Origin of the sequence: Cupriavidus pauculus, from assembly GCF_002858765.1 — a bacterium.
GTDB lineage: Bacteria > Pseudomonadota > Gammaproteobacteria > Burkholderiales > Burkholderiaceae > Cupriavidus > Cupriavidus pauculus_B.
Map to the genome: position 1 here is coordinate 25312 of NZ_PJRP01000012.1, position 20710 is coordinate 46021.

General features: G+C 66.3%; 19 protein-coding genes. 9 read left to right on the top strand and 10 right to left on the bottom strand.

Annotated elements, in window-relative coordinates; translation table 11 throughout:
- Nucleotides 1-24 precede the first annotated feature (24 nt).
- Genes CYJ10_RS22170 through CYJ10_RS22180 form a run of 3 tightly spaced genes read left to right on the top strand, consistent with a single transcriptional unit; the run spans nt 25 to nt 3089 of the window.
- On the top strand, nt 25-1008 hold the full coding sequence (locus tag CYJ10_RS22170; RefSeq protein ID WP_101683613.1) for a glucokinase: 984 nt from the start codon (nt 25-27) through the stop codon (nt 1006-1008).
- A gap of 18 nt (nt 1009-1026) precedes the next feature.
- Nucleotides 1027-1755: a response regulator transcription factor gene (locus CYJ10_RS22175; RefSeq protein WP_101683614.1), complete on the top strand. Its 729-nt coding sequence runs from the start codon at nt 1027-1029 to the stop codon at nt 1753-1755.
- Nucleotides 1755-3089 carry a sensor histidine kinase gene (locus CYJ10_RS22180; RefSeq protein ID WP_101683615.1) on the top strand — a complete coding sequence of 445 codons (1335 nt, stop codon included), beginning with the start codon at nt 1755-1757 and terminating at the stop codon, nt 3087-3089. Before CYJ10_RS22175 ends, CYJ10_RS22180 begins: the two co-directional genes overlap by 1 nt.
- Here the strand turns inward: CYJ10_RS22180 and CYJ10_RS22185 are convergent, their stop codons facing one another.
- Complete coding sequence (locus CYJ10_RS22185) at nt 3090-4025, bottom strand: 2-hydroxyacid dehydrogenase (protein WP_101683616.1); 936 nt, start codon at nt 4023-4025, stop codon at nt 3090-3092.
- 383 nt (nt 4026-4408) lie between these two features.
- Between CYJ10_RS22185 and CYJ10_RS22190 the strand changes: the two genes are divergently transcribed.
- The gene (locus CYJ10_RS22190; protein ID WP_101683617.1) at nt 4409-6163 is read left to right on the top strand and encodes an OPT/YSL family transporter; all 1755 of its coding nucleotides are present in this window, start codon (nt 4409-4411) and stop codon (nt 6161-6163) included.
- A gap of 10 nt (nt 6164-6173) precedes the next feature.
- Here CYJ10_RS22190 and CYJ10_RS22195 read toward each other — a convergent pair whose 3' ends face one another.
- On the bottom strand, nt 6174-7595 hold the full coding sequence (locus CYJ10_RS22195) for an aminotransferase-like domain-containing protein (protein ID WP_374703294.1): 1422 nt from the start codon (nt 7593-7595) through the stop codon (nt 6174-6176).
- Between the two features lie 125 nt (nt 7596-7720).
- Between CYJ10_RS22195 and cyoA the strand changes: the two genes are divergently transcribed.
- From cyoA to cyoD, 4 genes are read left to right on the top strand one after another with little or no spacing between them, the layout of a single operon-like run.
- Nucleotides 7721-8701, top strand: a complete 981-nt coding sequence (cyoA, locus tag CYJ10_RS22200; RefSeq protein WP_257993461.1) for a ubiquinol oxidase subunit II — start codon at nt 7721-7723, stop codon at nt 8699-8701.
- A gap of 5 nt (nt 8702-8706) precedes the next feature.
- A complete protein-coding gene (gene cyoB, locus CYJ10_RS22205; RefSeq protein WP_101683619.1) occupies nt 8707-10707 on the top strand; it encodes a cytochrome o ubiquinol oxidase subunit I in 2001 nt (666 codons plus the stop codon).
- Nucleotides 10708-10709: 2 nt separating this feature from the next.
- Entirely contained in the window at nt 10710-11402 is a 693-nt protein-coding gene (gene cyoC, locus CYJ10_RS22210; RefSeq protein ID WP_101683620.1) for a cytochrome o ubiquinol oxidase subunit III, read from the top strand.
- A complete protein-coding gene (cyoD, locus tag CYJ10_RS22215) occupies nt 11402-11779 on the top strand; it encodes a cytochrome o ubiquinol oxidase subunit IV (RefSeq protein ID WP_101683621.1) in 378 nt (125 codons plus the stop codon). Before cyoC ends, cyoD begins: the two co-directional genes overlap by 1 nt.
- Nucleotides 11780-11887: 108 nt before the next feature.
- On the opposite strand, the gene CYJ10_RS22220 is transcribed toward cyoD, so the two are convergent.
- Entirely contained in the window at nt 11888-12082 is a 195-nt protein-coding gene (locus CYJ10_RS22220) for a DUF1059 domain-containing protein (RefSeq protein WP_101683622.1), read from the bottom strand.
- A 149-nt stretch (nt 12083-12231) separates the two neighbouring features.
- On the opposite strand from CYJ10_RS22220, the gene CYJ10_RS22225 reads away from it, so the two are divergent.
- Nucleotides 12232-12900, top strand: coding sequence for a DsbA family oxidoreductase (locus tag CYJ10_RS22225; protein WP_101683623.1), 669 nt, complete (start codon nt 12232-12234; stop codon nt 12898-12900).
- A gap of 3 nt (nt 12901-12903) precedes the next feature.
- Here CYJ10_RS22225 and CYJ10_RS22230 read toward each other — a convergent pair whose 3' ends face one another.
- From CYJ10_RS22230 to CYJ10_RS22260, 7 genes are all read right to left on the bottom strand, one after another.
- Entirely contained in the window at nt 12904-13980 is a 1077-nt protein-coding gene (locus tag CYJ10_RS22230; RefSeq protein ID WP_101683624.1) for a porin, read from the bottom strand.
- 623 nt (nt 13981-14603) lie between these two features.
- Nucleotides 14604-15215: a response regulator transcription factor gene (locus tag CYJ10_RS22235; RefSeq protein WP_257993462.1), complete on the bottom strand. Its 612-nt coding sequence runs from the start codon at nt 15213-15215 to the stop codon at nt 14604-14606.
- Between the two features lie 252 nt (nt 15216-15467).
- Entirely contained in the window at nt 15468-15965 is a 498-nt protein-coding gene (locus CYJ10_RS22240; protein ID WP_101683626.1) for an SgcJ/EcaC family oxidoreductase, read from the bottom strand.
- A gap of 229 nt (nt 15966-16194) precedes the next feature.
- Nucleotides 16195-16875: a response regulator transcription factor gene (locus CYJ10_RS22245; protein WP_101683778.1), complete on the bottom strand. Its 681-nt coding sequence runs from the start codon at nt 16873-16875 to the stop codon at nt 16195-16197.
- Entirely contained in the window at nt 16856-18508 is a 1653-nt protein-coding gene (locus tag CYJ10_RS22250; protein WP_101683627.1) for a sensor histidine kinase, read from the bottom strand. The genes CYJ10_RS22245 and CYJ10_RS22250 overlap by 20 nt, the downstream gene beginning before the upstream one ends.
- Before the next feature lie 102 nt (nt 18509-18610).
- A complete protein-coding gene (gene fumC / locus CYJ10_RS22255) occupies nt 18611-20014 on the bottom strand; it encodes a class II fumarate hydratase (protein WP_101683628.1) in 1404 nt (467 codons plus the stop codon).
- Nucleotides 20015-20194: 180 nt separating this feature from the next.
- Nucleotides 20195-20545 carry a four-helix bundle copper-binding protein gene (locus CYJ10_RS22260; RefSeq protein WP_101683629.1) on the bottom strand — a complete coding sequence of 117 codons (351 nt, stop codon included), beginning with the start codon at nt 20543-20545 and terminating at the stop codon, nt 20195-20197.
- Nucleotides 20546-20710: the final 165 nt, after the last annotated feature.

Below are 20710 nucleotides of genomic sequence, written 5' to 3' on the forward strand. Positions count from 1 at the left end.
CCATTCCGCAACCTTGCTTCTGCCATGACCTATCCGCGCCTGCTTGCCGATGTCGGTGGCACCAATGTCCGCTTCGCCCTGGAAACCGCGCCGATGCGAATTGGCAAGGTCACGGCCTACAAGGTCGCCGATCACGCGTCGCTGGAAGCGGCGATGCGGCTCTACATGTCGACGCTGGCCGATAGCGAGCGCCCCGGCCACGCGGCCATCGGCCTGGCCAACCCGGTGACCGGCGACCACGTCAAGCTGACCAACCACAACTGGGCGTTCTCGATCGAGGCCATGCGCCAGGCGCTGGGCCTGGAAACACTGGTGGCCATCAACGACTTCACGTCGCTGGCGCTGGCGCTGCCGCATCTGCCCGCTGGCGACCTCGTGCAGGTGCGCCCCGGCAGTGCCGTGGCCACCGCGCCGCGTGCGTTGATCGGGCCAGGCACGGGGCTGGGCGTGTCCGGGCTGGTTCCGGCGCCCGGTGGCGGTGCCGTGGCGCTGGCCGGCGAGGGCGGCCATATCGAGGTGATGCCTGTCACCGACGACGAATGGATCGCGTGGCGCGCGGCGCATGACCAGCTTGGCCGGGTGTCGGCCGAGCGCCTGTTGTCGGGCATGGGCCTCTCCCATATCCATGTCGCGCTGTCCGCAGAAATGGGTACGCTTCTTGCCGAACCGCTGACGCCGGCGCAAGTCACGGAGGGCGCCCTGAAGCAGAATGACCCGCTGTGCCGCCGCGCTTTCGATGCCTTTTGCGGCCTGCTGGGTTCGGTGGCCGGCGATATCGCGCTGGTGCTTGGCGCGCGTGGCGGCGTGTATATCGGCGGCGGCATCGTGCCGCGCTTTGTCGATGCATTCCACGCCTCGCCGTTCAACGCGCGCTTTGTCGACAAGGGCCGCATGGGCCAGTACCTGGCCGATATCCCGGTCTACGTGATCGCGGCGGAATTCCCGGCGTTGCCCGGCCTGGCTCGCGCCCTGGCAGACCGGCTCGAAGGCGACATGCGCCGCGCTTAATCCTGAATCCCGACGAACATGCGTGTATTGCTGGTGGAAGACGACGCCATGATTGGCGAGAGCGTGAAGGTGGCGCTGCGCCAGGAGGGCTTCACGGTAGACTGGGTGACCGATGGCGACGCTGGGCTGGACGCCGCGTCCGACCAGCACGGCCCGCGTGCCGATGGCGGCTATGACCTGGTGCTGCTGGATCTGGGCCTGCCGCGCCGCTCGGGGCTCGACGTCCTGAAGACGCTGCGGGCGCGCAATGTCCGCACCCCCGTGCTGATCGTCACGGCCCGCGACGCCGTGGCCGACCGTGTGGCCGGCCTGAACGCCGGGGCCGACGACTACGTGATCAAGCCGTTCGACCTGCAGGAGCTGGTGGCGCGCATGCACGCGATGGCGCGCCGCGCGGAAGGGCGGGCCGAGCCTGTGCTGCGCTATGGCGATATCGTGCTCAACCCGGCCACACGCGAAGCCACGCAGGCCGGCGCACCGGTGCGGCTGTCGGCGCGCGAGTACGCGCTGCTGTCCGCGTTGATGGCCCGTCCCGGCAAGGTCTGGTCGGTGCCGCAGTTGCAGGAACGGCTCTACGGCTGGGATGACGAGGTCGGCAGCAACACGGTGGAGGTCTATATCCACGCGCTGCGGCGCAAGTTTGGCGCGGCATTGATCCGCAATATCCGGGGCGTGGGGTACCTGATGCCGCAGCTGGACGGCAGGGCAACGGAAGGCGCAGACCGCGCGGAAGGAACACCGGACTGATGCGCTCGATTCAACGTACGTTGCTGTGGTGGCTGGCAGCGGGCCTGGCGGCCGGCATCGCCGTGGCCACGGGGCTGATCTACGGCCAGGCCAGACAGGAAGCCAACGCGCTGTTCGACTACCAGATGAAGCAGGTGGCCGCCGCGCTGCCAAGCCAGTTCAGCGCGCCGGTGACACCCCCGTTCGAGCCCGATAGCGCCACGGGCGCCGATCTTCTGCACGCCGACGAGGACGTGGTGATCCATATCTGGGATGGCTCCGGGCGCAGCCTGTATCTGTCCCATTCGCACCCGGCGTTGCCACAGCGCGCGGAACTGGGCTTTACCGATGCCCGCACCGATTCGGGCGAATGGCGGATCTACAGCGTGCAGTTGGGGCCGACGGTGGTGCAGATCGCGCAGCCGCTTAGCGCGCGGCGCGCGCTGGCTGCGCATATGGCGCTGCGTACCGTGGCACCGCTGCTGCTGCTGCTGCCCCTGCTGGCATGGCTGGTGTGGATGGCCGTGGGGCGCGGTTTGCGGCCGCTGCGCGAGATCGCCACCGAAGTGCGGGCGCGCGACGCCAACACGCTGGCGCCGCTGGCCGTGCGCGACATGCCCGACGAAATCGCGCCGTTGTCCGACGCCCTGAACCAGCTGCTGGCGCGGCTGGCCCATGCCATCGACACCCAGCGCGCCTTCGTGGCCGATGCCGCCCACGCGCTACGCACGCCGCTGACCGCGCTGCAATTGCAGGCCCAACTGGTGGAGCGCGCGTCCAACCCCGAGGCCCGCCAGGACGCGGTCAGGCAATTGCGCCAGGGGCTGGAACGGCTGACGCACCTGGTGGCCCAGTTGCTGACGCTGGCGCGGCAGGAGCCGGGGGCCGCGCCACCGCCGCACGAGCCGGTCAACCTGCGCGTGCTGGCCGGCGATGTGGTGGTCGAGATGTCACAGGCGGCCATCGATCGCGACATCGACCTGGGGCTGGAGGACAGCGGCGCCAACGGGCCGGTCACGATCCGGGGCGATGCTGATGCGCTGCGCATTCTGCTGACCAACCTGGTGGACAACGCGCTGCACTACATCCCGCGTGGCGGCCGCATCGACGTGGACGTGGCGCACACCGCGCAGGGCATCGAGCTGGTGGTGACCGACAACGGCCCGGGGATTGCGGCCGACGAGCGCGCCCGCGTGTTCGACCGTTTCTATCGCGTACCCGACGCACCCACGGGGGGCAGCGGACTGGGACTGGCCATCGTCGACGAAGTGGCGCAATCCCATGGCGCGCGCGTGGCGCTGGAAGACGCAGCGCCCGGGCTGCGCGTGCGCGTGGTCTTCCCGGCCGTGGGCTAGCTAGTTCACGGGCGCGACCAGCGGCTCGCCGGCAAAGTGCCGGCGGGCGTTCTCGATGAACTGGGTCACCGACGCCAGCACCGCTTCGGGCGACCAGCCGCCCACATGCGGCGTCAGCACGACGTTGGGGCAATCGAACAGCTCGACCGGCGGCTTCGGCTCGCTTTCATAGACATCCAGGCCCGCACCGCCAACTTCGCCGGCACGGAGCGCATCGGCCAGCGCCGCGGTGTTCACCACGCTGCCGCGCGCGATATTGACCAGGTAGCCAGCCGGACCCAGCGCGCGCAGCACCGGGGTGTCGACCATATGGCGCGTCTCGGCGCCGCCCGGCGTGGCGATGACCAGGTAGTCGGCCCACTCGGCCAGCGCCATCACATCGGCAAAGTACTGGAACGGCGCGTCGGCGCGGGGGCGGCGGTTGTGATAGCCGATCTCCAGGTCGAAGCCCTGGCCGCGCTGCGCAATGCGGCGGCCGATGGTGCCTAGGCCGACAATGCCCAGCCGCTTGCCCGACAGGTTGGGCGGCAGCGGAATGGTGTTGCGCCAGACCCCGTCACGCGTGGCGCGGTCCAGCGCCGGCACGCGGCGCACGGTGGCCAGCAGCAGCGCCATGGCGTGATCGGCCACGCAACTGTCGTTGGTGCCCGCGCCATTGCCCACGGCAATGCCACGCGCGCGGCAGGCGGCGATGTCGATGTTCTCGTAGCCGGCGCCGAGCGCGCAGACCAGTTCCAGCCTGGGCATGGCATCGATTTCGGCCGCGGTGATGCCGGTGGTGCCGTTGCTCAGCACGGCGCGGAACGTGCCGCCGGCACTGGCGATGGCCTCGGTGCGCTGGGTGGCGCTGGGCGCGTAGACAACGTCGTATTGCTGGGAAACAAGGGCGAGGTGGTCCGGTTCGAGCTGGACCAGAACGAGCAGGGCGGGCTTCATGCGTGACAGCGAGACAAGGAGATTTTGTTGTGGAGGTCGGCCAGGCCGACGCCACATTCTATGCCCGCATGCCCCGGCCTGCTCGGGACCGCCTGGCGGTTCTGGGCGATTATCAGTCGCCCGGCACCGCGTGGCGGCGCACGCAGAAACGGGTACGCTCTGCGATTTTCCGCTGGGGAAATCACGCAGAAATGGGTACGCTTTGGGCGTTCTGGTGATGGACAGGCCCGTCCTCTCATCCAACCCCTCTCCCGCGTCGCGGGAGAGGGGAGCCAACCGAAGGCGATTCAGTTGCCCGTGGTTTATCCCTCGTCCCGCCTGCGGGAGAGGGGCGGAGGAGAGGGCAAGCGCATCCACACCCACTACGCCAACCTTCAACCCGCATGCGACTGCCCGCTCCCGACACCTGGCAATACCACGCGCTGCTTGGCGCCGCCGGCATGCTCGTGCTCGGGCCGCTGGGTGGCATTGCGGCGGCTTATATGAACCTGTCGCTCGGGTTCTTCGTGGGCGGGCAGGTGCTGGCGGGCATCCTCGGATCGGCAGTGACGGCCGGGTACGGCGCCGCAGGCCGCCACGGTGCCAACTACATCCAGACCGCGGCCGCCTCGGTGGCCGGCATGGGCGGCATGGTGGTGGTCATCCAGGCCATGGGCTGGATGGGGATGGCGCAGCCGCCGTTGTGGCAGCTGATCGGCTACATGCTGTGCATCGGCATGTACGGCGTGGGCGTGGGCATGCTCTACACGCCGTTGCTGGTCGATCGCATGCAGCTCACGTTCCCGTCCGGGCTGGCGGTGGCCAATATCCTGCGCGCGCTGACCGACCCCGTGCTGCTGCGCCGGTCGATTGCGCGGCTGGCTGGCGGGATGGGGCTGGGCGCGCTGGCCAGCGTGGGAGCCACCCGCATCGCGTGGCTCGGGGCCATCGACCTGTCGGCATCGACGTTCGGCGCGGGCATGATCGTCGGTGCGCGCATCGGCATCGCCGCGTTGGTCGGCGGGCTGGCGGGCTGGGCGCTGACGCCGTATTTTGTGTCGATCGGCTGGCTCGCGCCCGGTGACCCCTACCGCAAGATCACGTTCCTGTTTGCGCTGGGCATGATCATGGGGGCGGCGGCCGTTGATGTGCTGCTGTTGCTGGGGCGTGCCTGGAAACGGGCCCGACAGCAGGCGCGTGGGACGTCAGACGCATCGGGCCATACGCCAGCGATGCCGCAGCGCTGGATCGTGGCGTGGGTCGTGGTCTGGGGGCTGGCGGTGGTGGCTGCCGGTGCGGCGTGGTTTGGGCAGCCGGTGGGCTACCAGCTGATGGCCGTGGGGCTGGTGCTGATCTTCGCGCTGGTCAATGGCATTTCGGTCGGCATGGTCGACCAGAACCCGATCTCGTCGGCGTTCGTGCTGACCGTGATCCTGATGGCGGCCGTGGGCCTGCGCGAGCCGCACATCGGCCTCATCGCCGCCACGGTGCTGCTTGTGTCGACGGCGGAAGCCTGCGACATGCAGCAGGACCGCTCCACGGGCTGGCGCCTGGGCACCAATCGCATGGTGCAGTTTGGCTACCAGGTGGCGGGCATCGTGGCGGGGGCGATTCTGGCGGTGCTGCTGGCGCGCCTGTTCATGGACGCCTATCCGGTGCTGCGCCTCGACCAGACGGTGTTGCCGGCCGACCAGCAGCCCGCGCGCTGGACGTCGGCAATGACCTACAAGATCGTCGGCGCGCTACGCAGCATGACCGAGGACCGGCCCTACCAGCGGCTGGCCGTGTGGATCGGCGTGGTCGTCGGGCTGGCTACCGAGATCCTGCGCAAGGCCATCTTTGCGTCGGCGTGCTACCGGCGGTTTGCCGACCGGAGCCGCACCGGCCGTGCGTGCGATTTCATACTCGACGCAGTGGTGCTGCCGTCGCCCTATGCATCGTCGTTCGGCGGCTTCGTCAACCTGCCAGCCGCTGCCTGGATGGCCGCCGGCGGGGTGGTCGCCAGCCTGGCGGAAAGCCGCCAGCTCCCGGCATCGAAGGACGCCGCATTGCCAGAGGACATGAGCACCACATCGCTGATCGGCGGCGGACTCATTGCCGGCGACGCACTGGTCGCGCTCGGCTTCGGCATTGCGGGGTTGCTGGCGGTGGTGGCCTAGGCTGCCGGCCTCAGATCACCGGCATCGACGCATTGGGTGGCTTGCGCGCCAGCAGGCCGGACAGCTTCTTCAGAGCCATCGACAACTGCGTGCGTTCGGCCACGCCGCCGAGCGAGATGCGGATGGCGTTGGGCGGCGTGGCGCCGTCGTAGAACACGTCCGATGCGGTGACGCGAAGCGATTCGTCCTGCGCGGCGCGGCTGAAGCCGGCCGACGACCAGTAGCTGGGCAATGGATGCCAGACGTGGATGCCTGACGGCGCAAACGGGCCGCTGGCGGCCAGCCATTGCCGGGCGATCTGCTGCCGCGCGGCGGCTTCGGCGCGGATGCCCGCCAGCAGGTCGGCCGCCGAACCGTCGCGAATCCATTGCGTGGCCAGTGCCGTGGCAATTGGCGATGCCATCAGCGTGATGGCGCGCAGCGCCGCCAGGATCGACTCCTGCAGTTCGCGGTCGGGCGCCACCACGTAGGCGGTGCGCAGGCCCGGGCTCAGGCACTTGGCCAGCGTGGCGATGTAGACCGTCTGCGCCGGGGCGATGGCCGCCAACGGTGGCGGGGCGTCGGGCGTCAGCAGCCAGTAGGGATCGTCCTCGGCAATCAGCACGCCATGCTGCCGGGCCACGCGCGCAATCTCGTGGCGACGCGCCTCTGGCATCGTGTGCGTGGTGGGGTTCTGCAGCGTCGGGTTCAGGTAGATCAGCTGGATATTGCCGGTGCGGCACGCGGCATCCAGCGCATCGGGCCGCATGCCGTCGTCGTCGGTGGCGATGGTCACCACGTGGCGGCCCAGTTCGGCGGCCGCCCCACGTACCCCCGGATAGATCAGCGGCTCGGCGGCAATCGCCGCCCCCGGCGTGGTCCGGCACAGCATCAGCGCCGCCAGCGCCGATTGCGCGCCCGGACTGGCGATCACGCGGTCGTGCGGGACATCGCCCAGCATCGGCGCCAGCCACTGCGCGCCGGCCGCGCGGTCGGGCATCGTTCCGCCGCCAAGCTGGTAGGTCATGAGCAGATTGGCATCGGCGCGCAGCGTGACCTGTGCCAGCCCGCGCCGCAGCACGTCGGCAAAGTCGATGCCTTCCGGCGGGGGCGGCACATTCATGCTCAGGTCCACGGCCTGGGCCAGCTCGAAGGCGGGCGCCGCAATGAAAGTGCCGAGCGATCCGCGCGGCTCGACCAGCCCGCGCCGGCGCGCTTCGGCCAGCGCCCGGGTCACGGTGGTCAGATCCACCCCGAGCAGCGCCGCCAGTTCGCGCTGCGGCGGCAGGCGGTCCCCCGGTGCCAGCACGCCATCGGCCATCGCGCGCTCCAGGAATCCGGCGATCTGGATGTAGCGCGGGCCGCCGGCGGCGGCGAATGCGCCGATCCAGCCGGGTTTGTCTTCCAGGTTCGGATGCAGCGGCGCGGGATGCAACGACTTCGTTGTACGCAAGACAAGCCTCATCTTGTATGGGTGTTGTCTTACCTTAGCATGCCGTGCAACTCAGGCAAATCCATACAAATACCGGGATGTTGTCTGGGCCACCCCCGCCTGTGCCCCTGTAAGAAGGTGTTGAAATGCGTGAGCAACCAGCCGACCCCAGACGCGTGCGTCGGCGCCCCCCGTCCCTACGTTCCCCCCGTGCGTGGCTGTATGCCGTCACGCCCCTGATCCTGACCGGCTGTTCGTGGGACCTGCTGAATCCCAGCGGGTCGATAGGCGTGCAGACGCGCAACCTGATCGTGCTGGCCACGGCGCTGATGCTGCTGGTGGTGATTCCCGTGATCATCCTGACGCTGGTGTTCGCCTGGCGCTATCGCGAGACGAACACGAAGGCCGAGTACGCGCCGCGCTGGTCGCATTCCACAAAGATCGAAGTGGTCGTGTGGGGCATCCCGTGCGTGATCGTGGCGCTGCTCGGCATCATCATCTGGGACACCACGCACAAGCTCGACCCGTTCCGTCCGCTGGAGTCGAAGGTGGCGCCGGTGGAGGTGGATGTCGTCGCGCTCGACTGGAAATGGCTGTTTATCTATCCGCAGTACGGCGTGGCGTCGCTGAACGAGCTGCCTATCCCCGTGGGTACGCCGATCAACTTTCGCATCACGGCCGAGTCGACGATGAACGCGCTGTTCATCCCGCGCCTGGGCAGCATGGTCTACGCGATGGCCGGCATGCAGACGAAGCTGCATCTGATTGCCGATGAAACCGGCGTGTTCGATGGCCGCTCCGCTGCCTACAGCGGGTCGGGCTTCTCGGACATGCACTTCCGCACCATCGCCACGTCGCGCGCCGACTTCGACGCGTGGATCGAACGCGCCCGCGCCTCGGGCCATACGCTCGACGAAGCGACCTACCGCAAGCTGGAGCAACCCAGCAGCAAGAACCCTGTCACGGCGTACGCCAAGGTCGAGCCGCGCCTGTTCCAGGGCGTGGTGGACCAGTACATGGCCAGCAACGGCGAGATCTGCCGTGCGGACAGCCCGGTGACCCTCGGCGCCATTGCCGGCGCCAACATGCCGCCGCTCCCGGCGCAGCAGACGACGCTGGAGCGCTAATCATCATGTTCGGAAAACTCTCTCTCGACGCCATACCCCTGCACGAGCCCATCATCATGGGCACGCTGGTGGTGGTGATGCTTGGCGGCGCGGCGCTGCTGGGTGCCATCACGTACTACAACAAGTGGAGCTACCTCTGGAAGGAGTGGATCTGCTCGGTCGACCACAAGCGCATTGGCGTGATGTACATCATCCTGGCGCTGGTCATGCTGCTGCGCGGCTTTGCCGACGCCATCATGATGCGCACCCAGCAGGCCGTTGCCGTGGGTGAGGCGGTTGGCTACCTGCCGCCGCACCACTACGACCAGATCTTCACCGCGCACGGCGTGATCATGATCTTTTTCGTGGCCACGCCGTTCATCCTGGGCCTGATGAACGTGATCGTGCCGCTGCAGATCGGCGCGCGTGACGTGGCCTACCCGTTCGTCAACTCGCTGAGCTTCTGGATGTCGGCGATGGGCGCGGTGCTGGTCATGATGTCGATGTTCGTCGGCGACTTTGCCGCCACGGGCTGGGTTGCCTATCCGCCGCTGAGCGGGCTGGGGTATAGCCCGACTGTCGGGGTCGACTATTACATCTGGTCGTTACAGATATCGGGGCTGGGTACCACGCTGACCGGCATCAACTTCATCGTCACGATCCTGCGCATGCGCGCGCCGGGCCTGAACCTGATGAAGATGCCCGTGTTCACGTGGACGGCGCTGATTACCAACATCCTGATCGTCGCCATTTTCCCGGTGCTGACCGCCACGCTGGCGCTGCTGGCCGCCGACCGCTACCTGGACATGCATTTCTTCACCAGCGAGCTGGGCGGTAACGCCATGATGTACGTGAATCTGATCTGGATCTGGGGCCACCCGGAGGTCTACGTGCTGATCCTGCCGTGCTTCGGTGCGTTCTCGGAGATCATCTCCACGTTCTCGCGCAAGCCGCTGTTCGGCTATACGTCGATGGTGTACGCCACCTCGTCGATCGGCGTGCTGTCGTTCTTCGTCTGGCTGCACCACTTCTTCACGATGGGATCGGGCGCCAGCGTCAACGCGTTTTTCGGCATCATGACGTCGATCATCTCGATCCCCACCGGTGTGAAGCTGTTCAACTGGCTGTTCACGATGTACCGGGGGCGCATCCGCTTCCATTCGTCCACGCTGTGGACCATCGGCTTCATGGTGACGTTTGCCGTGGGTGGCATGACCGGCGTGCTGCTGGCCGTGCCGGGCGCCGACTTCGTGCTGCACAACAGCCTGTTCCTGATCGCCCACTTCCACAACGTGATCATCGGCGGCGTGGTGTTCGGCTGCCTGGCCGCCATGACGTTCTGGTTCCCGAAGGTGTTCGGTTTCACGCTGAACGAGTTCTGGGGCAAGGTCGCGTTCTGGTGCTGGCTGATCGGCTTCTATCTGGCCTTCATGCCGCTGTACGCGCTGGGCCTGCAAGGCATGACGCGCCGCATGAATCACTACAACAACCCGGACTGGCAGCCGTACCTGATCGTGGCGCTGGTCGGTGCCGTGGTCATCGGCTGCGGCATCCTGGCGATCCTGTGGCAGCTGTTCGTCAGCGTGCGCGACCGCAAGCAGAACATGGACGTGACCGGCGACCCCTGGGACGGCCGCAGCCTGGAATGGGCCACGGCATCGCCGGCGCCGTTCTACAACTTCGCGCATGTGCCGAAGATCACGTCGCTGGAGCAGCACTGGGACAACAAGGAAGCGGGCACCGCCTACGTGCCGCCCGCGCAGTACGAGGACATCCACATGCCGCGCAATACGTCGACGGGTTTTCTGGTGTCGGTGTTCGGGCTGGTGCTGTGCTTCGCGCTGGTCTGGCACATCTGGTGGATGGCTGGCTTCGGCCTGGCCGCCATGATCTTCACGTTCATCGCCCGCGCTTATGACCGTGACGTGGACTACTACGTGCCCGCCGCCGAAGTGGAGCGCATCGAGCGCGCCCGCTTTGCGCTGCTGGGTACGCAACCCGCCGCGAATCTGAAGGGGGCCAACTGATCATGACGACGACCCTGAAACTGCGCGGTGACGCAGCCGCGTTGCCGCCCGGTGCCGCGCCGGATGCCCACGGGCACGAAGCCGCCCGCGATCACGCACACGATCACGCCCATCACGCCGAGCAGGCGGAATCCACCCTCAAGCTGGGGTTCTGGATCTACCTGATGAGCGATTGCCTGATCTTCGCGTCACTGTTCGCCACGTTCGGCGTGCTGCTCAACGGCACGGCGGGTGGCCCTACGGGCCGCGAACTCTTCGACCTGCGCTTCGTGCTGGGCGAGACCATGCTGCTGCTGACCAGCAGCCTGACGTTCGGCGTGGCCATGCTGAAGCTGCACGAAGGCAAGAACGGCCAGGGCAACCCGCAGGCGGTGATCCGCTGGCTGGTGCTGACCTTCGCGCTGGGCGCGGCCTTCGTCTGCATGGAGGTCTACGAATTCCAAGAACTGCTGCACGAAGGCGCTGGCCCGAACCGCAGCGCCTACCTGTCGGCGTTCTTCATGCTGGTGGGCACCCACGGCCTGCACGTCAGCGCCGGCCTGCTGTGGATCATCGTGATGGTCAACCAGGTGCAGGTGTTCGGGCTCGACGCCGTGGTGCGCCGCCGCCTGGCCTGCCTGAGCCTGTTCTGGCATTTCCTGGACCTGGTGTGGATCTTCGTGTTCACGGTCGTCTACCTGCGGGAGTTTCTCTGATGTCCCATCCACATACTGCCGACGAACATCACACCCACAACGCCGCGCACGGCAGCCTGCGCAGCCACCTGATCGGCTACGCGCTGTCGCTGGTGCTGACCTTCCTGTCGTTCGGGGCCGTGATGGGCCGGGTGCTGACGCCGCGCGCGGGCCTGGCGCTGATCGTGGCGCTATGCGTCACGCAGCTGCTGGTGCAACTGGTGTTCTTCCTGCACCTGGGGCCGCGCAAAGGTCAGCGCGGCAACACGGCGATCTTCGCGTGTACCGTGTTCCTGATCGCCATCGTCGTATCGGGATCGCTGTGGGTCATGCACAACGCCAATCTGAACATGATGCCGATGCAGTCCATGCCCGCTGGGGCAGGCGCGGGCCGCTGAGGCATCTGTAACCGGACTCGGGCTGGGACCGGTTTCTTGACAGGACAGACGTGCCCCCGCACGGTCTGTCCTTTTTTGCGTTTCGCGCAAGTCCGCCGCGCGGGGCGATCACGCAGGCGGGGCACCTTCCTTGAATAGGGTCTTGAGCTGCGAGCGCAGTTCGGGGGTGTCCTGGTGCTGATGCACCTGGACGGCGTGCTGTACCGCGGCTTCCAACAGCTCGTCCTCGGTGTCGGCGCTCAGTGCGACCGTGCAGTGCGTATCACTGGGATAGTCGCGGCAATCGATGTATTTGCGTCCCATGGCAGGCCCTCCTGGCGCGCGCGGAGGGCGCGCCTGATCCAGTATAGGGCGCAGGGTGATTGCGCGGCCGCCTGCAGTCATCGACAAAACGGGCTACCCTGTCGCCCTTTACGCCGTTTGTCCCCCTACCAGCCCACGGGAAGAAAGCCATGACTCAATCACTCCGCATCGACTTTGTCTCGGATATCGCCTGCCCCTGGTGCGCCATCGGGCTGTCGTCGCTGATGCAGGCGGTGGAGCGTACGCGCGACGTGGTGGATGCCGAGGTGGTGATGCACCCGTTCGAGCTCAATCCGCAGATGCGGCCCGAAGGCGAGCCCGTCCTCGACTACATCGCCAGGAAGTACGGCCGTACGCCGGAACAGATCGCCGAGACCCAGAAGATGATCCGAGAGCGCGGCGCCAGCGTGGGTTTCACGTTCGGTCCGCGCAACTTCATCTACAACACGTTCGATGCCCACCGCCTGCTGCAGTGGGCGGCCACGCAGGGCAAGCAGCTGCCGCTGAAGCGGGCGCTGCTGCAGGCCTACCATGGCGACAGCAAGGACCCCAGCAACCACGACGTGCTGCTCGAGGCGGTGCAGTCGGTGGGCCTGGACGCCGCCGAAGCCCGCAAGGTGCTGGACAGCGACGCCTATGCCGATGAAGTCCGCGACGAAGAGCGCGAATACCAGGGCATGGGCATCCAGTCGGTGCCTTCGGTGATCTTCAACAACCGCTACCTGGTGACTGGCGGCCAGCCGGTCGAGGCGTTCGAGCAGGCCATCCGCGAAATCGCCAAGGAAGCGAGCGAAGGGAAGGGCGCCCCGGGTGCCTGACCATCAGAAGTGATGGCGCATGCCGACCATCACGCCAACGCGCGTGCTGCGGCTGACGTCGGTCACCGGGGTGCCGGCCCAGTATTCGGTTTCGCGTCCCACTGTGCCGCCGCGCGCATGCACCACGTCGGTCTCCAGGTACAGGCTGGTGCGCTTGGAGAACGCATAGTCGGCCACGAAGGCCACGCTGTCTGCATTGCCGCCACCCAGGTGGACAGGTGTGTCCTGGAACTGGGTGGTCACGTCGCCTGACTGCTGGTAGCGGTAGTAGGCGCCAGACAGATGCAGCGCCGGCGTGAGCTGATATCCCAGGCCGACGAACGAGATGTTGTAGCGCGCCTGTGTGGCCGATTCGCGCCGCCCCATGTGGCCGACGTAGCCCGTGGCCTTGCCGATCGAGTACGAGCCACCCACCGAGTAGTTGCGCACCGTGTTGCTGCCGTCGTCGCTGCGGCGCTGGTCGTACGCCACGCCCAGCGCCAGGGGCCCCTGGCTGTACTTCACCCCACCGCCCAGCGTGGTGCCATGGTTCATGCTACCCGGCTGCTCGCCGGCGCCGTAGTCCAGCTGCACCGAAAGCGGCCCCACCGTGCGCTGGTACACCACGCTGTTGTTGATGCGGTAGTCCTGGAAGAAGATGTCGCCGCCGATGTAGAGCGGGTCGGACCAGAAGTTGCCCCAGCCCTGGTCCAGCGGATCGAACGCCCAGCCGATGTTGTTCAGCGCGTTGTACTGCCGCCCGAACGTAAGGCTGCCCCAGTCGCCGTTCAGACCCACCCAGGCCTGGCGTCCGAAGAAGCTGTTGTAGGCCACCTGGCCAGTGTCGCTGCCGAAGCCCGATTCCAGCTGGAAGATTGAGTGATTGCCGCCGCCGAGATCCTCGGAGCCTTTCAGGCCGAAACGGCTGCCCACCATGCCGCCCGATACCAGGGCCAGCTGGTCGTGATGTCGAGCGTCGATATTCGACGTATAGCGCACCGCCGAGCTGACGATGCCATACAGGGTCACGCCAGGGTCGGCGTACGCGACGCAAGGCAACAGCCCGGCCGCTAGCAGCCAAAGGCTGGCTGGTTTCTTCACGAATTGTCCTCCGGAATACGGATCCGCCCGGCGCGCGCATGCGTCGGGAAGGGTCAGTTCAGGCAAGTACCTGAGGGGTTCCAGTCCCGCGCGGAAGTCCTTCGGGCGAAGGCACGCGGGGTGTTATCCGGGATACGGCCGCCACATGCAGCCGAGGGCGCAGGGCCCGGATCGAGGGTCGAAGTCTGGGAAGGCGAATGCTGCGAGCAAGGCGCAGGCAAGCCAGGGGCGGGCGCAAGGCCCTGATGGATATCCGTCACACCCGCTTCGACAGCGGCGATGGCCGGTGCCTGATAGGGCATCTGCTGGCCATGCCGGGTGCGACGAAGGGCCGTAGTTTACCGCATGGGCGGTTGACGACTCAAACGCAGCGCCCAAGGCACATCGTCCTGAACGCTGGCTGCACTCAAAATCGTCGTGCTGTCCCGCAGAGGAGAGCGGATTTTTTTGAAATCCTTCCATGTCAGATCTGCGCGGCTGCCGGTAGCCTGTTTCGTCAAGGGCCTCCCCGGCCCCTGACATCGCGGCTTCATTGACCCTCGGCCGCGAGTCCCACTTCCCACCCTCAGGCCGGTACGTCGCGGCTCGGGGGCTTTTTTTGCGGTGCCGATTTAGGAGATCGACTATGCCTTCAGCCCCTGCCCAATCGCGTCGTTCTTCACGCCGATCTTGCGTTTGGCACTGTGCTTCTGGGTGCTGACGGTGTTGATGCTGCGGTTCTGGTGCCGGACAATGTCCGAGGTGGTCATCCCGCCGACGTAAAGCCGGAGTACCTCGATTTCCCGCGGACTGAGTTTGCCAATGGCAATAGCTTCCGGATTGCCCGTGCCAAGCCTGGCGAGTGACTCCCTGACCGATGCACTGACCTGCTCGCGCCGCTGGAAGGGGGCAATGATGGCATTGGGCAACTCCTGTAAGCCGTCGCGCTTGTTCAGCAGCGAAAGCTCCCCGGCCTTGCGCATGCTGCCCAGCAGCCCGGGATTGTCGAGCATGGTCAACACCACGATCCGAACATTCGGAAACCGCACCCGAATGGAATGCAGCAGTGCCAGCCCGTCCGGGGCGTCGTCACAGGACTTCGAAAAATCGGTGATCAGCACATCGCATTCGATATGTGCCAGCTTGTCGAGCAGCAAGTGCGGGTTGGTGTCCTCGGCAACCACCTTGAAGTCAAGCCGCTTGCCCAGCATCTCGCGCAGGCCGAACACAACAAATGGATGATCTTCAGCCGGCATGACACGTATGGTTGTCATAGTGCGAGGCGCAAATTCAATCCGACGAGTCTGCTTAGCAGTCGGATGTCCGCCTATGGAACTAACTCGAATTGTGCCGAGTGCAAGTGCATTGCGCCGAATTTCGTCGAATAGCGATCCGTCGGGCGCGGCATGTCCTTCAAGCAGGGGCGAGGGACATTGGCAGATCGCCAATACGCCAAAAAAAGGCGCCGGATACGCTCCGGCGCCTTGTCCTTATGTCCATCAGGGCGGTCAGCGTGCAGTCACAGGCTCGGGCATGGCCGACGAATGGTGGTGGGCAATCAGCCACTTCCCGTTCTGCCACTCATACACATAGGTGTACCGCGCGTGCACGGTCTTGCCATCTGCAAACCGGAAGGTGTAGGTGCCCACGTCCTGCGCCACGTTGCAGCCGATCCGGATGAAGCGGTTATCGATGGTGCCCTGCGGCTTGCCCTTCAGGAACTTGACGAAGTAGTCCTTGATGGCGGCCGGGGTGTTACGGGCCTGATTGGATACGGTGGGCAGCAGCACACCATCGGGCGCGTAGTTGGCCACCACCTTGTCCGGGTCGCCGGTACGAAGCGAGTCGTTCCAGCGGTCGAACAGGCCGGCGATCTGCTGCTCGGTCGCGGGCGCACATGCCTGCGGCGCTGGCGCCTGGGCGGCAGTCTGTGCGGTGGCGGGCATCGAAGCAAACAGAACGCCTGCGGCGACGGTGATAAGAGAAGCGGCACCCACGTATTTCATCGAAGTTTCCTGTGATCAGACTCGTCATCGCACCTTTGCGGGTGCGGCGCCGGTGAATCGGCACAGGTTTATTCTCGGGCGCCAACGTTAACCGCAGCCGGCGTGTTCGATGAAGCGAGCCTGACGGAAAGATGAACGGAAGATGAACAAAGTGTCGCAGCGGTGTTGCAATGTGCGCACCCTAGGCTCAGGGCTCAGGGCTCAGGGCTCAGGGCTCAGGGCTCAGGGCTCAGGGCGTATCGTCGATGCGGTAGCCCAGCCCGCGCACGGTCTTCAGCAGCGGCAGCGCGTGACCGTCGTCGATCTTGCCGCGCAGGCGGCGCACATAGACATCGACGATATTGGTCAGCGGGTCTTCGTTGGCGCCCCAGACGTTGGACAGAATGCGCTCGCGGCTGAACACGCGTCCCGGGGCGCTCATCAGCAGCTCCAGGAAGGCCAGCTCCTTGGCGGTCAACGTGATGGCATTGCCGCCGCGCGAAACCTGCATGCGTTCGCGGTCGAGTACGAGGTCGGCCACCTGCAGTTGCTGGGCCTTGGGCTGTTGTTCCCGGCCGCGCCGCAGCAGGGCTTCGATACGCGCCAGCAGCTCCTCGAACGCAAATGGCTTGGTGAGGTAATCGTCGGCGCCCAGCCGCAGGCCCGCCACGCGGTCGCCCACGTCGCTGAGCGAGGTCAGCATCAGGATCGGCACGTGATTGCGCTCGGCCCGCAACGTCTGGCAAAGCTCCAGGCCGTTGATGCCCGGCAGCATCAGATCCAGCAGCAACAGCGCGGCATCGCCTCGGCGCGCCATGTCCAGGCCCTCGGGGCCGGTGCGCGCCAACTGGACGAGGTAGCCCTCGGCGCGCAGGCCGCGCACCAGGAAATCCGCCACGCGGGCGTCGTCTTCAATGACCAGGATGTTCATGGCGTGCGGTGGCATTGGCGGTGACAACGGGATGGGGGCTGCCGGGAATCTCGATGCATGCACGCGTGCCGTGCGGGTCGACCTGGGTCAGCGTGATGTTGCCATGATGGGCCTGGACGATGGCCTGCGCAATCGACAGGCCGATGCCGGTACCGTCGGCCCGATGCGCTCGGGCACGCCGACCCCGCACGAAACGCTCAAAGACCTGCGCCAGTTCGTCGGCATCGATGCCGATGCCGTGGTCTTCCACTTCAATCCGCACGCCGGTAGGCATTGCCTGGCAGCGCAGATAGACGGTACTGCCGCGCGGCGAATAGCGGATGGCATTGTCGAGCAGGATCACGATGGCCTGCCGCAGCCGGTCGGCATCGGCCATGATCGTGATGTCGCTGGCCGCGTCGGGACATTGCAGCGCGATGCGCACGTCATGCTCGGCGCCCAGCGCATCGGCAAAGTCCGCGGCGTCCTGCAGCAATGGCAGTAGCGCCACGCTGAGCGGCTGCATCACGAGCTGGTCGGCTTCGGCACGGGCAATCAGTAGCAGATCATTGATATGACCGGTCAACTGCTCGGCGGCGCCGACGATCTGCTGCAAGGCGTGGCGATATTCCTGCGCCGGCTTTTCGCCGCCGCGCAGCGCGATTTCGGCCTCGCCCCGGATGGCGGTGGTGGGCGTGCGCAGCTCATGCCCCAGGTCGGCAAACAACTGCCGGCGGCGCTGGTCGATACGCTGAAGCGCTTCGTGCGCGGAACTCAGTTCGGCCGTACGCGCCTGCACGGCGTCTTCCAGCCGGCGCCGTGCCGCGTCGGCATCGCTACGGTGCTGTTGCAGTTCGGCGGCCATGGCGTTGAAACCCTCGGCCACGTGCTCGAATTCGTCGCCCGAGCGGATCGGCAGGCGATAGTCGAGTGCGCCGGCCCGCAGCGCGCCCACGCCTTCCAGCAACTGGTCCAGCGGGCGCTTGAGCCGGCGTCCAAGCTGCCAGGCCAGCACGATGGCGGCCAGCAGCGTGACCGCCGCCATGCCAAAGGCCTGCGCACGCACCGTGTCCAGGCCGCGCTCGGTGGCTGCCCGCGCCAACGGCACCGCGGCGCGCTGACGATCGATCGCGCCATATAGCAGTTCCCTCAAATCGCGGCCGCGCGCCTTGTCGAAGACGTCGTTCAGCTCCTGCCATACGCCGCCAAAGTCGGCGTCGCGCGGCAACGGCTGCAGCGCCATCAGCCGCTTTTCCACGGCGAGGATGTTGTCGCCGAGCAGGTCCGTCATGCTGGCCAGGGCGTTGACCTCGGGCGGGATGGGTACGCCGTCGAGCGCGGAGATCTCGTTCCACAGCACGATGTCACGCTGCGCAAGCTCCTGCAGGCGGGCGGCGCCGCGCTTCATGGTGTCCAGCAGGCGATCACGCACCTCGGGCGCCGCGTCGGCATTCATCAGCCGCTGCGATGCCCACACCCGCAGGCGCTGCTTGTTGGCGGACAGGTCCAGCAGTTCGGACAGGATGTCGCTGGCCAGCCGGCTGTGCTGCGCGTAGTCGTTGACGCGATTGGCGCCCCAGTAGACAAAGCCGGCCTGAATGCAGACCAGCGCCACCAGCAGGGCAAAGGCAAGAGAAAGGCGGAAGCGGAACATGGCAGGATCTTGAGTTGCGCGCGGCATTGCGCCGCGCGGCCAGGGTTTCGCATAGACCGCGGAACGCAGCCAGCCGTTCCGCTTCGCCTCCGTGGTTCGGAATCAGACTTCCTTGGTCATCGCCTTGAAGTCAATCCACCGGTCGAACTGCTCGTTGGTGAGGTGGCCCGAATCGATGGCCGCCTCGCGCAGCGACAGGTTCTTCTTGACCGCCAGCTTTGCGATCTCGGCAGCCTTGTCATAGCCGATATGCGGGTTCAGCGCCGTCACCGACATCAGCGACCGCTCCAGCAATTCCTGAATGCGGGCACGATCGGGCTCCACACCTTCCACCATGTGCTCGGCGAAGCTGGCGGCGGCATCGGCCATCAGCGTCACTGACTGCAACAAGCTGTAGATGATGACCGGCTTGTACGCGTTCAGCTCCAGCGTGCCCAGGCTGTTGGCCAGCGTGACCGTGGTGTGATTGCCGATCACGCGGCAACAGACCATGGCCAGCGCCTCGGCCTGCGTCGGGTTGACCTTGCCGGGCATGATCGACGAGCCCGGCTCGTTGGCCGGCAATTGCAACTCGGCAAAGCCCGCGCGCGGGCCCGAGCCCAGCAGCATGAAATCGCGTGCGATCTTCAGGAACGACGACGCAGTGGTATTGAGCGCGCCCGACAGGTCGGCCAGTGCGTCGTGCGCGGCCTGCAGTGCGTAGCGGTTCGGCGCCGGTTCAAACGGCAGGCCGGTGTACGCGGCCAGCGCCCGGGCGAATGCCGGGGCGAATCCTTGTGGCGCGTTCAGGCCCGTTCCCACGGCGGTGCCACCCTGCGGCACGGGCATCGCGCGCAGCATGGCCTGCTGCAGGCGCGACTGGGCATCGGCCACCTGCGTCATGTAGCCAGAAAATTCCTGGCCCAGCGTCAACGGCACCGCATCCTGCAGATGGGTGCGGCCGACCTTGACGATATCGGAGAAGGCTTCCACCTTCTTTGCAAAGGTCTGTTGCAGTTTCTCCAGCGACGGCAACAGTGTCTGCTGGATGGCACGTGTGGCCGCGATATGCATCGCCGTCGGAAAACTGTCGTTCGACGACTGGCTGGCGTTGACGTGGTCGTTCGGGTGCACCGGCTTCTTGCTGCCGACCTCGCCGCCCATCATCTGGATGGCGCGATTCGAGATGACCTCGTTGAGGTTCATGTTGGTCTGCGTGCCGGAACCGGTCTGCCAGACCACCAGCGGGAACTCGTTGGGCCATTTGCCGGCGATCACTTCCTCGGCGGCCTTTTCGATGGCGTCGGCCACCTCCGGCTTGAGCACGCCCAGTTCACGGTTGGCACGCGCGGCGCACAGCTTCAGGACCGCGAACGCCTCGATCAGGGCGGGCGGCATTTTCTCGCTGCCGATGCGGAAATTCTGACGTGACCTTTCGGTCTGCGCACCCCAGAGATGATCGGCGGGGACGGCAACGTCTCCCAGGCTGTCTTTCTCGATGCGGGTGGCGGTGGACTTCTCGGACATGGACTGACTCCTTCAGGAAAGAGATCACAACTGAACCTGAGCAGACCTAGAGGATAGCCGTCCGGTGACATATGCGCCGCATAGCCCTGCCGCCGGCGTGTGCTTGCGAGCGCGGCCGGCGGCGGTTGCCTGTCGAAATGCCCGAGTCGATCTATAGGGCGATCAAACCGGGCGACGGGGTCAGGCGGTCATCTTCAGGCACATTTCCATACAGGCGGTGCACGCCTTGGCACATTCCTGGCAGTGCCAATGGTCATGGCGCTCGCATTCCTCGGCGCACCATTTGCACACTTCGGCGCAGTCCTCGCAGACCAGCGGCGCGAATTCGCTGTTGCGCAGCATGTACGACGCGGCCAGGGTGGCGATGCCCGCGCAGTCCATATCCAGCGCGATGCAGCGGGTCATCTTCTTCGTGTCGGGCTCTTCCAGGCACGCAGCGGCACACTTCAGGCAGGCCGCGGCGGCGGCATTGCACGCGGCAATGCAGTCGGCGTAACGGTTGAAGTTTTCCTTCACGGTGGGTCGAATCATCGGTGTCCTCCTAGGGGGGATAAGGGGTAGGCAACCGTTATCCACAATAGCAGGCGTACCGCGACCATGCCGGGCCGCCGGACTGGGGCACCCCGTTCACGGCGCCGCGCCGGACTGTTCTACAATGGCCGCCACTGCATCAATTCTGTGGCGTTCATGGCCGCT

What these genes read in the sequence shown, in the direction of transcription:
- CYJ10_RS22170 (WP_101683613.1), top strand. Translation starts at nt 25, where the DNA reads ATGACCTATCCGCGCCTGCTTGCCGATGTCGGTGGCACCAATGTCCGC.
- CYJ10_RS22175 (WP_101683614.1), top strand. Translation starts at nt 1,027, where the DNA reads ATGCGTGTATTGCTGGTGGAAGACGACGCCATGATTGGCGAGAGCGTG.
- CYJ10_RS22180 (WP_101683615.1), top strand. Translation starts at nt 1,755, where the DNA reads ATGCGCTCGATTCAACGTACGTTGCTGTGGTGGCTGGCAGCGGGCCTG.
- CYJ10_RS22185 (WP_101683616.1), bottom strand. Translation starts at nt 4,025, where the DNA reads ATGAAGCCCGCCCTGCTCGTTCTGGTCCAGCTCGAACCGGACCACCTC.
- CYJ10_RS22190 (WP_101683617.1), top strand. Translation starts at nt 4,409, where the DNA reads ATGCGACTGCCCGCTCCCGACACCTGGCAATACCACGCGCTGCTTGGC.
- cyoA (WP_257993461.1), top strand. Translation starts at nt 7,721, where the DNA reads ATGCGTGAGCAACCAGCCGACCCCAGACGCGTGCGTCGGCGCCCCCCG.
- cyoB (WP_101683619.1), top strand. Translation starts at nt 8,707, where the DNA reads ATGTTCGGAAAACTCTCTCTCGACGCCATACCCCTGCACGAGCCCATC.
- cyoC (WP_101683620.1), top strand. Translation starts at nt 10,710, where the DNA reads ATGACGACGACCCTGAAACTGCGCGGTGACGCAGCCGCGTTGCCGCCC.
- cyoD (WP_101683621.1), top strand. Translation starts at nt 11,402, where the DNA reads ATGTCCCATCCACATACTGCCGACGAACATCACACCCACAACGCCGCG.
- CYJ10_RS22220 (WP_101683622.1), bottom strand. Translation starts at nt 12,082, where the DNA reads ATGGGACGCAAATACATCGATTGCCGCGACTATCCCAGTGATACGCAC.
- CYJ10_RS22225 (WP_101683623.1), top strand. Translation starts at nt 12,232, where the DNA reads ATGACTCAATCACTCCGCATCGACTTTGTCTCGGATATCGCCTGCCCC.
- CYJ10_RS22235 (WP_257993462.1), bottom strand. Translation starts at nt 15,215, where the DNA reads ATGCCGGCTGAAGATCATCCATTTGTTGTGTTCGGCCTGCGCGAGATG.
- CYJ10_RS22240 (WP_101683626.1), bottom strand. Translation starts at nt 15,965, where the DNA reads ATGAAATACGTGGGTGCCGCTTCTCTTATCACCGTCGCCGCAGGCGTT.
- CYJ10_RS22245 (WP_101683778.1), bottom strand. Translation starts at nt 16,875, where the DNA reads ATGAACATCCTGGTCATTGAAGACGACGCCCGCGTGGCGGATTTCCTG.
- CYJ10_RS22250 (WP_101683627.1), bottom strand. Translation starts at nt 18,508, where the DNA reads ATGTTCCGCTTCCGCCTTTCTCTTGCCTTTGCCCTGCTGGTGGCGCTG.
- fumC (WP_101683628.1), bottom strand. Translation starts at nt 20,014, where the DNA reads ATGTCCGAGAAGTCCACCGCCACCCGCATCGAGAAAGACAGCCTGGGA.
- CYJ10_RS22260 (WP_101683629.1), bottom strand. Translation starts at nt 20,545, where the DNA reads ATGATTCGACCCACCGTGAAGGAAAACTTCAACCGTTACGCCGACTGC.